Source organism: Acinetobacter sp. BIGb0196, assembly GCF_011759595.1.
Classification (GTDB): Bacteria; Pseudomonadota; Gammaproteobacteria; order Pseudomonadales; family Moraxellaceae; genus Acinetobacter; species Acinetobacter guillouiae.
On sequence record NZ_JAAOZA010000001.1, the window covers coordinates 1,007,327 to 1,020,763 of the forward strand.

At 40.4% G+C, this 13,437-nt stretch carries 9 protein-coding genes; 1 reads left to right on the forward strand and 8 read right to left on the reverse strand.

Annotated features, from left to right (window positions below; translation table 11 throughout):
* Positions 1–5: 5 nt before the first annotated feature.
* Both maiA and fahA read right to left on the reverse strand, forming a co-directional pair.
* A complete protein-coding gene (gene maiA / locus FHR28_RS04615) occupies positions 6–638 on the reverse strand; it encodes a maleylacetoacetate isomerase (protein ID WP_105713576.1) in 633 nt (210 codons plus the stop codon).
* Entirely contained in the window at positions 625–1,932 is a 1,308-nt protein-coding gene (gene fahA, locus FHR28_RS04620) for a fumarylacetoacetase (RefSeq protein ID WP_166782031.1), read from the reverse strand. The genes maiA and fahA overlap by 14 nt, the downstream gene beginning before the upstream one ends.
* Positions 1,933–2,284: 352 nt before the next feature.
* Here fahA and FHR28_RS04625 point away from each other — a divergent pair, with 352 nt between their 5' ends.
* Positions 2,285–3,673 carry an amino acid permease gene (locus FHR28_RS04625; protein WP_166782032.1) on the forward strand — a complete coding sequence of 463 codons (1,389 nt, stop codon included), beginning with the start codon at positions 2,285–2,287 and terminating at the stop codon, positions 3,671–3,673.
* 85 nt (positions 3,674–3,758) lie between these two features.
* On the opposite strand, the gene FHR28_RS04630 is transcribed toward FHR28_RS04625, so the two are convergent.
* From FHR28_RS04630 to carA, 6 genes are all read right to left on the reverse strand, one after another.
* The gene (locus FHR28_RS04630) at positions 3,759–4,382 is read right to left on the reverse strand and encodes a CatB-related O-acetyltransferase (protein ID WP_154129216.1); all 624 of its coding nucleotides are present in this window, start codon (positions 4,380–4,382) and stop codon (positions 3,759–3,761) included.
* A gap of 145 nt (positions 4,383–4,527) precedes the next feature.
* On the reverse strand, positions 4,528–5,412 hold the full coding sequence (locus FHR28_RS04635) for a class I SAM-dependent methyltransferase (RefSeq protein ID WP_166782033.1): 885 nt from the start codon (positions 5,410–5,412) through the stop codon (positions 4,528–4,530).
* 517 nt (positions 5,413–5,929) lie between these two features.
* A complete protein-coding gene (locus tag FHR28_RS04640; protein ID WP_166782034.1) occupies positions 5,930–8,167 on the reverse strand; it encodes a TonB-dependent siderophore receptor in 2,238 nt (745 codons plus the stop codon).
* A gap of 246 nt (positions 8,168–8,413) precedes the next feature.
* A complete protein-coding gene (gene greA / locus FHR28_RS04645) occupies positions 8,414–8,890 on the reverse strand; it encodes a transcription elongation factor GreA (protein ID WP_004717337.1) in 477 nt (158 codons plus the stop codon).
* A 92-nt stretch (positions 8,891–8,982) separates the two neighbouring features.
* On the reverse strand, positions 8,983–12,216 hold the full coding sequence (carB, locus tag FHR28_RS04650; RefSeq protein ID WP_004717334.1) for a carbamoyl-phosphate synthase large subunit: 3,234 nt from the start codon (positions 12,214–12,216) through the stop codon (positions 8,983–8,985).
* A 14-nt stretch (positions 12,217–12,230) separates the two neighbouring features.
* Positions 12,231–13,370, reverse strand: a complete 1,140-nt coding sequence (gene carA, locus FHR28_RS04655) for a glutamine-hydrolyzing carbamoyl-phosphate synthase small subunit (RefSeq protein ID WP_004823230.1) — start codon at positions 13,368–13,370, stop codon at positions 12,231–12,233.
* Positions 13,371–13,437 lie beyond the last annotated feature (67 nt).

Consider the following 13,437-nt stretch of genomic DNA (forward strand, 5'->3'; position numbering starts at 1 on the left):
TATCTTTATTCCCAATCTGGTTGTTGTTCTGGGGCTGCATTGAAGAAGGCAGGAAGGGTTAAACAGTGTTGACTAATCGACTCAATCTTTGCAAAAGCGCTTAAATCAATTTTAAAGCGTTTGGCGTTATAGACTTGAGGAATCAAACAACAGTCTGCAAATGTCGGTTGTGTACCAAAACAGAATTGCCCATTTGAATCTTGTAGTTGGGCTTCTAAGCTGTTAAAGCCCGCTATGATCCAGTGTTGGTACCAGTGTTTTTTTTGCTCGTCACTGAGACTGAGATCATTTTGTAAATACTTTAAGACTCTTAAATTATTTAACGGATGAATATCGCAGGCGATCGCTTGTGCAAAAGCACGTACTTTACAGCGCGTGACGATATTGTCAGGCAACAATGAAATTGCTGGATAACGTTCTTCCAGATATTCCAAAATACTGAGTGACTGTAAAAAGCTTTGATCTTCATCCACTAAAGTTGGAACACACTGACTTGGATTAAGTGCTTGGTAACGCTCTAGCAGTTGCTCATTCTTGACCAAATGCACGGGCTGTATTTCATAACTCAGTTGTTTGAGGTTCAGTGCAATTCGAACCCGATAAGCTGCAGAGCTACGAAAATAACTATACAGTTTCATAGCTCAAGTCTTCTGTTTGATGAAAGTTAAACTGGCGAGCTGGCAAAATGCTATTGGCAACCTCACCAAAGCCCACTCGGATCCCTGCTTTTTCACAATAGCCTTTCATCACAACACGGTCACCATCTTGTAAGAAACCACGTTTTTCGCCATTCGAGAGGGTTAGCGGTTTGGTGGTATTCCATGTCAGTTCAAGCAAACTACCATAAGCATCTTCTGTAGGGCCTGAAATTGTGCCTGAACCCATCAAGTCACCGACTTGGACATTGCAACCGGCAATCGTGTGGTGGGTGAGTTGCTGTGCCATTGACCAATACATATATTTAAAGTTGGTCTGGCAAATTACATCAGCTTGTGCTGATTGAGGGCTTTGAACTTCAATACTGAGATGAATATCATAGCTGTTAGCAATATTTTCTTCTAAATAGCAAAGTGGTTTAGGCTGTTGTTCTGGGCCTTTGACTTTAAATGGTTCCAGTGCTTGCATGGTCACTACCCAAGGTGAAATTGCACTTGCAAAAGTCTTGGCGTTAAACGGACCTAATGGTACGTATTCCCATTGTTGAATATCACGTGCCGACCAGTCATTGAGTAAGACCATACCAAAAATATGCTCCCAAGCATCTGTAATGGCGATAGGCTCACCCAATTCAGTTGCTTTACCAACGATAAAGGCAGTTTCTAATTCAAAATCGAGTTTACGTGTTGCAGAGAAAACAGGGCGTTCTTGATCTGGTAATTTGATTTGGCCAGAAGGGCGAACAATATCTTTGCCACTGACAATCACAGAGCTGGCACGACCATTATATCCCACAGGAAGTTCGCTCCAGTTTGGAAGCAATGCATTCTTTGGATCTCTAAACATGGTTCCGACATTGGTAGCATGTTCTTTGGACGAGTAGAAATCTGTATAGCCAGAGACTTGAATAGGTAAGTGTAAAGTGACTGTATTTTGCTTAAACAATGCGTTTTGGCGTAAAACCACATCATCACGAAGTGTTGGATTTTCAGCAGAGAGTAGACTTTGTAATGCCGTACGAACCTTTTGCCAGTTGTGTTTACCCGTTTCTATAAATTTATTCAGAGTCGCTTGATTAAAACAATCTTGATGTCCATTGATCGTTAATAGTCCATGTGCCTCTAAGTGGGCAAGGTCTATGACCCAATCTCCAATGGCAACACCCACTCGTTTTGTGCCTTGGGGTGTTTCACTAAAAATACCGTAGGGCAAATTATGTATTGTGAAATCTGATTGTGAGTCAATTTCAAGAAAACAAGTTAAATGTGAGCTCATGATTTGCTTTCCTTGTCTTTAATTTTGTTAGGGGTGATCAAAATCTTTAATGTATTTTTTAAGTATTTGAAAAACAAATAAATATAAAGTTATTTAGATGCCTTGTTCAAATGACTCAAGCAAGTTGTCAGTGTCTTATGATTTCTATCATACTGAAAATATTTAATTACGCAATACATAATTTGATTACATAATTCATAATAATTGTTATTTGTTGAATTTTCTGCTTATATGCGCGGTTATGAGAAAAGTAAATCAATTATTTTTCGATTAGATATAGGCATTTTTGATTAACTTATGATATACGTAATTTTGAATACAAAAATTACGAGACAAGGATGAGAATAATCATATGTCAAAACATGAGCAAGGAAACCTGAAACATGGTTTAAGCAATCGGCACATCCAGCTTATCGCGCTAGGTGGTGCTATTGGTACAGGATTGTTTCTGGGTATTTCGCAATCGATTAAGCTTGCAGGTCCTTCAGTCATACTCGGTTATGCGATTGCTGGATTTATTGCGTTTTTAATGATGCGACAGTTAGGTGAAATGGTGGTGCAAGAACCCGTCAGTGGTTCATTTAGTCACTTTGCCTACAAATACTGGGGCTCATTTGCAGGTTTTATGTCTGGCTGGAATTATTGGGTACTCAATGTTTTGGTATGTATGGCAGAGCTGAGCGCAATTGGTCTTTATATTCAATATTGGTGGCCTGAAATTCCGACTTGGATTTCAGCATTGGTGTTTTTTGTTTTAATCAACGGTATCAACTTATTGCATGTTAAATTTTTTGGCGAAATGGAGTTTTGGTTCTCTATCGTCAAAATTTTGGCAATCTTAGCCATGATCGGCTTTGGTTCCTACTTACTTGCAACAGGTACAGCAGGGCCACAGGCAAGCATTAGTAACCTTTGGGCATTGGGCGGGTTTTTCCCATTTGGTGTGGAAGGTTTAGTCATGGCAATGGCTGTGATTATTTTTGCCTTTGGTGGGATTGAGCTATTTGGTATTACCGCAGCAGAAGCGCGTGATCCTGATAAAACTCTGCCTAAAGCAGTCAATCAAATTATTTACCGTATTTTGATTTTCTATATTGCAACACTGTTTATCTTATTTGCACTTTTTCCATGGAACCAAATGGCAGAAGGCGGTAGTCCATTTGTAATGGTATTTGCTTCACTGGATAGTCATGGTGTTGCGACCTTACTGAATTTTGTCATCCTTACTGCAGCTGTTTCGGTGTATAACGGGACCAGTTATTGTAGTAGTCGCATGTTACTTGGTTTGGCGCAACAGGGTAATGCACCGAAGTTCCTTAAGCATATTAATAAGCGTGGTATTCCAACCAATGCAGTCTATGTTTCAGCTTTTGTCACAGTTTTATGTGTACTACTCAATTATGCATTTCCAGAAAAAGCATTTGGTTTATTGATGATGTTGGTGGTTGCTGCAATTGTGATTAACTGGGTGGTCATTTCATGGACGCATTTAAAGTTCCGTAAAGCCATGCAAACACAAGGGCAGACCACCAAGTTTCCAAGTATTGCTTATCCATTCAGTAATTATCTTTGCATTATCTTTATGTTGGGTATTCTGGTGGTAATGTCATTCACCGGGAATATGCGTATTGCGGTAATGATGATTCCAGCATGGATTCTTTGTTTGATGCTTGCTTATTATCTGAAACAACGAAAGTTAAAAAATGCACAGCAAAATGTTGTGTTAAATTCTGATGTATAGCAAAAGATTTTAATCTTTGCAAAAGGGCTAAATTGATATTTAGCCCTTTTGCTTTCTGTGTGATTATTAACCTATACCGAGGAAATTATTCTGCTGCTTTTAAAAACTCAATCAATTGATTGATATCATCGCCTTGTAATTGTTCACGAATTTTTAAAATCTGCTTTTCATCTAAATCATACAATTTAACTGACTGTAATTTTTCAATCTGATCCTGAGAAAACCGATATTTAATGAGTTTTGCCGGTACACCACCGACAATTGCATACGCTGGCACGTCTTGTGTGACGACTGCACCTGTAGCAACGATGGCACCTTCACCTAGCGTTACCCCTTGCATAATCATGGCACGACTGCCAATCCAACAACCATCGCCAATCACCGTATCCCCAGCGGGTAAAAAGCTACGGGTATCAAAAGGAAATGTAGAAATCCAGTCAGGGCGATGTAATTGATTACCACCCATCATGATCACGCATTCCGCCCCAAAACAAACAAAGTTACCAATATATAACTGGTCAATTGGTTTCTCTACAGTTGATGGCTTATCATGCAAATAACGCACCACGCAACGTTCAAACCCCTGATCCCAATATGCCGAATAATAAGAATAATTTCCTTTAATATGAATATTGGGATTTTTCACAGTCTTAGAAATAAACTCAAATTCGCACCAGTGTTTTACGGGGGAGTGAATAGCGTCAGTCATGGGAGTATAAAAGCTTAAGTGCAAAGGCTAGAGCGCGCATTGTAACCTTAGATTGAACTTAGATCTTGATCAGCAATTAAAAAATATTCAGTGCATTGGGTTTAAACATCAATTCTTCAGCTATTCCTTGGCTGGTATTCAAGTATTAACCTATTTTTAAATGGATCAAATGCGTGGCATGGGTATGACGAATATGATCAGCACGATGGTTAAAGTAACGATGGGTAATGTCTTTACCTGATAAATCTTCAACCACCTGATAACCCATCATTTCAACTGCATGATGCAATGCTTGCGTAGCAAACGCACCAATCAAAGGCTCTTTTAAGAAACGAGTAAACTGTGACACTGCGAAGCTACCCAAACGCTCAATACCTTGTAAGGCTTTATAATCAATCGAATAATCCATCACGACTTGGCTACTTTTTCCAGTAAAGGATGCAATGTTGTGTAAGGTTGCTAAGGTTGCTTGTGGGGTTAAATAATGGGTTGTGCCCAGCCATGAAAAAAATGCGGCTTGGGTGTTTTGAAATCCACTACGTACCAAAGCATCAGACAGTTTTTCTTTTTCAAAATCAATCCCGACAAATTCCACATTGCTTGGGAGCTCACCAGCCTTACTGAGCTTTTGTAATTTTTCTAATTTGGTTCTTTGTGTATCAGGATGATCAATTTCAAATATTTTGAGTTGAGGGTATTGCTGGGCCAAGCGTAATACAAAAGAGTCTAGACCAGCGCCAACCAATACATACTGTTGAATATGATCATGTTCAATCGCTTGCTTTAAAAGATCTTCTGTATAGCGAGAACGTCCAACCACTTGTCCAGTTAATTTACCAAAAGTTTGATTCATCAAATTGGAATTTAACGCTTTACGTAGAAGGGCGTTATTTAAAAGTAAGCGCCATTGTGAATTTGTCATTTCAAATGCATAAGGGTCAGAGAATACTGGATCGTTGGCATTTAAATGGTGATTGGCCCTAATTGCTGCTGCCGCTTCAGCAGTTTTACTTGCTCGTCCTGCTTTCATCCTCGTCCTCAATGAATTTTAATTTTTCCTCAATGTAATGCATAGAAAATATTTAACAATGGCAATTTACTTTGAACAGTTGGTGATAATTGCTAGTTTTCTTGGTGTCTATATGGCTGAGGCATCTTATTTAGCTTGGCGCAAGATCTGAGCGATGTATGGATGATGCTTGATGTTGATTAAATGGATATGCGATCAGTGTTATTTTCTAGGTGAATGCAGGGTTATTCTGATCTGACTGTTTTTAAATTTTTTTATCTATAGTCACCCTTCACTTGTATTAATAATGAGGTGGTTTGACTATATATCTTGAGTTTTTGACACAAAATATTTTGAGTCTGTTTGTCTTAGTCAATGATTGATGACCGAATATACAAGTGATTCGTTTTTGTTATTCATTTTATATATTTAGCCCAATAAAAAGGGCTGAATCATCAGCCCTAGTATGTGTTAAATATATTCAACATTGACCACGTCGTATTCCACTTCACCTTGGTTGAGTCTATTTCTAAAGCAATTAATATTTAAAGCTTAAACTGGCAGTCACACTACGTGGTGAACCATACATATTCTGACGAATCCAATAGTTAACCTTCTCATAATATTTTTTATCAAATAGGTTATCCACATTAATTGCAAACTTATAACGTGGGTTGATTTGATAGCCTAGACTTGCAGAAGCCAAAGTATAACCATTTTGTTGCACACGTTCTGCACCAGAGCCATCGTAGTAACTACTTACTGCTCGTACCCCAAGCCCAACATTTACACCCTCGACTAAAGATGCAGGCAGCTTATAGGTGGTCCATAAATTAAAAGTATGCTTCGGCGTGAATGTACTAACAGGTTGACCTTCTAGATCCGGTTCCTCTAAGTATTTGTTTTGATTAAAACTATAGCCCGTTGTAATTTGCCAATTATCGGTAATCTGCCCATTCGCTTCGATCTCAAAACCACGGCTACGCGCTTTACCTGCTGCTACGGAATATCCTTCAGGCGCGGAAAGATCGGTTATTGCACGGTTTTTATCTTCGATTTGATAGATAGCCGAAGAAAGGTTTAAACGCTCATCGAAGAAAGCCGCTTTCATCCCAGCTTCAATTTGAGTGCCTGTACGTGGATCAATTTGTTTACCTTTACCACCTGTCACAGGATCATAAGTAAAGTTATTTTGCGGTTTAAAGATTTCCGAATAGCTAGTGTAGAAAGATAGATTCGGATTTAGGTCGAAAAGCATTGCGGCATAAGGGGTAAACTCTGCTTTTGCATCATATTTAGCTGCAGGATTGGTGCTATCTACACCATTATCACGCAAGGTGGTTGATATCGATTTCCACCAGCTGACACGACCACCTCCGACCAGTGTCCAATGCTCAAAGGGTTTGATTCTGAGTTGACTATAAATACCATAGTTTTCTATTTCATCTTTGCTCACATTGGTATCGTAGTCAAAATCAGGTTCAGCGAACTGATGTTGGTTGTCATGATAAATATTGATGGTACCTGTGAGCGGTGTTCCCCAAGATGAATAATTGGTTTTGGAATGACCTTTCAGGTAATCTGCCCCGATCAGGAAATTATGGGTCTGTCCAGCAAACAGGAAAGGGGTATTGAAAAATATGTCTGCACTTAAGTCTTTATCTTGTCGCTTAAATGCCAGTGCGCTAAATTTGGACATGTCTCCATTGGCATCTGGCTGAGATGGGTCGCTATATTTAGCATGATTGTCACGTATGCTTTGACGAACAGTGGCTTTAATCAGTCCATCATTGTTGAGATGGTGTTCCAGTACTGCAAATAATTCTGTATTGGTCAAATCCTGCTTATTCCAGTCCTGTACAAAGCTGGTTTTGCGTGAAATATTCAGTAGCTTTCCATCAGGACCATACGGTAAACCACGTGACAATACGGTATTAATATCTTGATATGTTGCACCTAGGGAAAGCGTGGTATTGTCCTGAATGTCATATTCCAATGTGCTGTAGACGAGTTTTTTATTACCATCAATCCCATTCATAAAGGTATCGTAGTCTTGTACTGCAGTGACCAATCTGCCACGTAATGCGCCGTCTTGAGTGAGCTTCCCTGTAATATCAGCCTCGCCACGATAATTTTCCCATGAACCTGCACTTACTTTACCTGTTAAAGCAAAATCAGCCAGCGCCCGTTTTCGCACTAAGTTAATAGAAACCCCTGGTTCACCTGCGCCACTGAACATACCAGAAGCGCCGCGTAATACTTCGATACGGTCAAATACAGACAGATCTAGATAAGTCCCATTAGAATCGGTTCTTAAGGTTGTGCCATCCATTTGGTAGGTATCACTGCCATAACCACGGGCATAAAAATCATTGTAATTTCCTGCTGCATCATAGCGTGCAACAGTGATGCCAGTGACATATTTCATAGCATTATCAATGGTGGAAATATTTTGGTCATCTAGACGTTGACGAGTAACTACTGAAACTGACTGCGGTGTTTCTTTTAGGGATTGTGGTGTTTTTCCGATTGCTATTTTTTTCGTTATATAGGAGGTCGATTTATCGTCATTGGCGATCACGGTAATGGTAGGTAAGGTGCTTTTTTCTACTTGTTCATTTATGACATCGTTATGACTTGATGCAATTGGTTCAGCCATGACCTGAGCAACTTGCCCCGAGAGTAATAATACGGGTAAGGCAATTTTAGTACCTCTTAGCATCAAGTGTAAGGCAAGGGAGAGTGGATGCTTTGTGAATCGTACAACTTGCTGCATAAGGGAATACCTATTAAATATGCATAATGTTTATTTTTGTTAATGATAATTATAATCAATAGCATTATCAAATGATTCTTAACTTAAATTCCGTTTTTATGATCAATGGTTGTTTAATACGTTTTTAAATAAGAAGGGGAGAGCTTTAATTACTGAATTTATTATTATTCTATTTATAAATCATATGCTTGAAACAAAAGAACTCTTCAATTTATGAAGAGTTCCGTGGCAATTCACTCAGGTGAATTAGATGTATTCCACACTCACCACTTCATATTCCACTTCACCCTGTGGTGTGGTGATTTTGGCTTCGTCGCCTTCATTCTTACCAAGAAGACCACGCGCAATAGGTGAGTTCACTGAGATCTTATTGATCTTAAAGTCAGCTTCATCATCACCTACAATTTTATAGGTTTTCTTTTCTTCAGTATCCAAATTCTCAATGGTTACTGTCACACCAAAAACCACACGACCTGTTTGTTCAAGTCCTTTAACATCAATTACTTGGCAAGCACCAAGTTTACCTTCGATGTCTTGAATACGACCTTCACAAAAACCTTGTTGCTCGCGCGCTGCATGGTATTCTGCGTTTTCTTTTAAATCCCCATGTTCACGTGCTTCTGCAATTGCAGCAATAATACGTGGACGATCAACAGATTTTAGCTGTTGCAATTCTTTCTCTAAGGCGACCTTGCCTTCAGGAGTCATAGGATAACGTTGCATTGTTGTCCCTCAGTTCAGTATTTTAAAAATACAGGTTTATAAAATGAAAAAAGCCCGCCACCGATAAGATGGCGGGACTTATCGGAAACGAATTAACCTAGTGTTTGCAAATCTTGCAAGCGATATACATCCATTGGCAATTTAATTGCTAAAGCTTGGCATACAGCATCAGCACCATTCAAGGTTGTTGTGTAATACACTTTACCTTGAAGCGCAGAGCGACGGATTGAGAATGAATCCTGCTGAGCTTGTTTACCTTCTGTAGTATTGATAATGAGGTGAATCTCGCCATTTTTCAAGCGGTCGACAATATTTGGGCGACCTTCTGTTACTTTATTCACACGTTCACATTCAATACCAGCTTCTTTAATGACATCATAAGTACCGCCAGTTGCGATAATTTTGAAGCCTAAATCAACCAATTGTTTCGCAATACCCGCGGCACGAGGTTTATCTGAATGACGTACTGAAATAAATACGTGCTTCACTTCACCTTCAGTTGGTTTACCCGGTAAGCGATCATTAGAGCCTAACACAGCTTTATAGAAAGCTTCACCAAAAGTTGTACCAACACCCATCACTTCACCAGTAGATTTCATTTCTGGTCCAAGGATCGGGTCTACACCTGGGAATTTGTTGAACGGGAATACTGCTTCTTTCACAGCAAAATGCGTTGGGATAATTTCTTTTGTGAATCCTTGAGATTCTAAAGATTGACCCGCCATACAACGTGCTGCAACTTTTGCTAATGATTCGCCGATACATTTAGAAACGAACGGTACTGTACGAGACGCACGTGGATTCACTTCAAGAATATAAACGTCATTACCTTTAACAGCAAACTGTACGTTCATCAAGCCAATCACACCAAGCTCTTTCGCCATAGCAACGGTTTGACGACGCATTTCATCCTGAATCTCTTGAGAAAGAGAGTAAGGTGGAATCGAACATGCTGAGTCACCAGAGTGAATACCTGCTTGTTCAATATGCTGCATAATACCGCCGATCACCACATCTTTGCCGTCAGATACACAGTCAACATCGACTTCTGTTGCATCATCAAGGAAATGGTCAAGCAGTACAGGTGCTTCGTTAGACGCTTGTACAGCATCACGCAAGTAACGTTTAAGTTCGTCGTCGTTGTATACGATTTCCATCGCACGACCACCAAGGACATAAGATGGACGTACAACCAACGGATAACCCACTTTAGATGCTTCAGCCATACCTTCTTCAGCAGATTTAACAATGCTGTTGCTTGGTTGACGAAGATTCAAACGTTGAATCATCTGTTGGAAACGTTCACGATCTTCTGCACGGTCAATCGCATCTGGAGACGTACCGATAATTGGTGCACCTGCTTCTTCTAAAGCACGAGCCAATTTCAAAGGTGTTTGACCGCCGTACTGTACGATAATACCTTTTGGTTTTTCTGTACGTACGATTTCTAAAACATCTTCTAAAGTGATCGGCTCGAAGTACAAACGATCAGATGTGTCATAGTCAGTTGAAACCGTTTCAGGGTTACAGTTGACCATAATGGTTTCATAACCATCTTCACGCATTGCAAGGGCAGCGTGAACGCAGCAATAATCGAACTCAATCCCTTGACCAATACGGTTAGGACCACCACCGATTACCATGATCTTGTCACGGTTAGATGGATTCGCTTCACATTCGTCATCATAAGTTGAATACATGTAAGCAGTATCTGACTCGAACTCAGCTGCACAGGTATCTACACGTTTGTAAACAGGGTATACACCCAAGTTCCAACGGTGCTTACGGAATTGCTTTTGCGAAATGCCCATCAAGTCTGCAATACGTAAATCAGATAAACCTTTACGTTTAAATGCACGGATATTGTCAGCGTTCAAATCACCAAAACCTAAAGTTTTGATTTGCTCTTCAGACTGAATGATGTCTTGGATTTGAATCAAGAACCAACGATCGATATTGGTTGCAGCAAATACTTCATCTAATGTGAAGCCATGACGGAATGCGTCAGCAACATACCAAATACGCTCAGGACCTGGCACTTTAAGCTCTACCAAGATTTTATCTTTCGCGCCTTCAGTACCCACCGCAATTTTCTCATCGAAACCACAAGCACCGACTTCAAGACCACGAAGTGCCTTTTGTACAGATTCTTGGAAGTTACGACCAATTGCCATGACTTCACCCACAGATTTCATCTGTGTAGTGAGTGTTGCATCAGCTTGTGGGAATTTCTCGAAGTTAAAACGAGGAATCTTGGTTACAACATAGTCGATTGCAGGTTCAAATGACGCAGGCGTTGTACCGCCAGTGATGTCATTTTTCAATTCATCAAGGGTATAACCCACTGCAAGTTTTGCTGCAATTTTGGCAATAGGGAAACCTGTTGCTTTAGACGCAAGCGCAGAAGAACGAGATACACGAGGGTTCATCTCGATCACAACCATACGGCCATCTTTCGGGTTGATACCGAACTGAACGTTTGATCCGCCTGTCTCTACACCAATTTCACGTAGCACTGCTAAAGAAGCATTACGCAGTAATTGGAACTCTTTATCTGTCAGAGTTTGTGCAGGTGCAACAGTAATGGAGTCACCTGTATGCACACCCATTGGATCGAAGTTTTCAATGGTACATACAATGATACAGTTGTCGTTTTTATCACGAACAACTTCCATTTCATATTCTTTCCAGCCAATTAATGATTCATCAATCAATAATTGTTTGGTTGGAGAAAGATCAAAACCGCGTTCACAGATTTCAATGAATTCTTCTTTGTTATAGGCGATACCACCACCTGAACCACCCATCGTAAATGATGGGCGGATAATCACAGGGAAGCCGAAACGGGCTTGAATTTCAAGCGCATGTTCCATGCTTTCTGCAACATCAGCACGTGGGCATTCCAAACCAATTTTGCGCATTGCGATATCGAAAAGTTTGCGATCTTCCGCTTTTTCGATGGCTTCTTTGGTCGCACCAATCAATTCAACATTGTATTTTTCTAAAATACCGTTGGCATCTAGTGCCAATGCACAGTTTAATGCCGTTTGACCACCCATTGTTGGAAGAACCGCATCTGGGCGTTCTTTCTCAATGATTTGTGCAACAGTTTGCCACGTAATCGGTTCGATATACGTTGCATCTGCCATAGTCGGGTCAGTCATAATGGTGGCTGGGTTAGAGTTCACCAAAATAACACGGTAGCCTTCTTCACGAAGGGCTTTACATGCTTGCGCACCTGAGTAATCGAACTCACATGCTTGCCCGATGACAATCGGACCCGCACCAATAATTAAGATGCTTTTAATGTCTGTACGTTTAGCCATGATCGCTTCCTTAATTACTTCTTAGATGCTTCAATAAGTTCGATGAAATGATCGAACAATGGGGCACAGTCATGTGGACCAGGGCTTGCTTCAGGGTGACCTTGGAAGCTAAACGCAGGTTTATCTGTACGATGAATACCTTGTAAGGTTTGATCGAACAAAGATTTATGCGTAGCTTTGAGGTTTGCAGGTAAAGTTTCTGCATCTACTGCGAAGCCATGGTTTTGAGAAGTAATCATCACTGTACCATTTTCAAGGTTCTGTACAGGATGGTTTGCACCGTGGTGACCATGTGGCATTTTCACAGTTCTAGCGCCAGAAGCTAAAGCTAGAATTTGATGCCCCAAACAAATACCGAAAACAGGTAGGTTTGTAGTTTCAACAATGGTTTTTACTGCTGCAATTGCATAATCACATGCTGCTGGATCGCCAGGTCCATTTGACAAAAATACGCCATCTGGATTTAACGCCAATACTTTTTCAGCAGGTGTTTGTGCAGGAACAACAGTTAATTTACATCCGCGGTCTGCAAGCATACGTAAGATGTTGGTTTTGACACCGTAATCGTATGCAACAACATGAAATTTTGCTTCTGGTTGAGAAAAGCCTTGGCCCAATGTCCATGAGCCTTCGGTCCATTCAAAACCTTCTGGGTCACAACATTCTTTCGCAAGGTCTAAACCATCTAGACCACCAAAGGCACGTGCTTTTGCAATAGCTTCTTCTTCAGTAATATTATCGCCGGCAAGAATGCATCCGTTTTGTGCGCCTTTGTCACGTAAAATACGTGTCAATTTACGAGTATCGATATCTGCAATGGCAACGACATTATGTTGTTGTAAATATTCGCCAAGAGACTGAGTAGCTCGGAAATTGCTGTGTAATAACGGTAGGTCACGAATGATTAAACCATTCGCCCAAACTTTATGAATTCGACCTGATTCAGCGTCTTCTTCATTACAACCAGTATTACCGATATGAGGATAAGTTAAAGTTACAAGTTGCTGTGCATAACTAGGGTCGGTCAAAATTTCTTGATAACCAGTCATGGCAGTGTTAAAAACGACTTCACCAGTCGTACTTCCCGTAGCGCCGATCGATGTACCTTTAAAAACAGTACCGTCAGCAAGGGCTAAAATGGCGGGGGTGCTCAAACCATAGCTCCTGAACTAAAACCACAAAAATAGGGCTGTAAAAAAGCGAGTAGACGAAAAAAAAGGA

Bases quoted from the DNA above. Each gene is read 5' to 3' on its own strand.
- maiA (WP_105713576.1), bottom strand. From the start codon at position 638: ATGAAACTGTATAGTTATTTTCGTAGCTCTGCAGCTTATCGGGTTCGA.
- fahA (WP_166782031.1), bottom strand. From the start codon at position 1,932: ATGAGCTCACATTTAACTTGTTTTCTTGAAATTGACTCACAATCAGAT.
- FHR28_RS04625 (WP_166782032.1), top strand. From the start codon at position 2,285: ATGTCAAAACATGAGCAAGGAAACCTGAAACATGGTTTAAGCAATCGG.
- FHR28_RS04630 (WP_154129216.1), bottom strand. From the start codon at position 4,382: ATGACTGACGCTATTCACTCCCCCGTAAAACACTGGTGCGAATTTGAG.
- FHR28_RS04635 (WP_166782033.1), bottom strand. From the start codon at position 5,412: ATGAAAGCAGGACGAGCAAGTAAAACTGCTGAAGCGGCAGCAGCAATT.
- FHR28_RS04640 (WP_166782034.1), bottom strand. From the start codon at position 8,167: ATGCAGCAAGTTGTACGATTCACAAAGCATCCACTCTCCCTTGCCTTA.
- greA (WP_004717337.1), bottom strand. From the start codon at position 8,890: ATGCAACGTTATCCTATGACTCCTGAAGGCAAGGTCGCCTTAGAGAAA.
- carB (WP_004717334.1), bottom strand. From the start codon at position 12,216: ATGGCTAAACGTACAGACATTAAAAGCATCTTAATTATTGGTGCGGGT.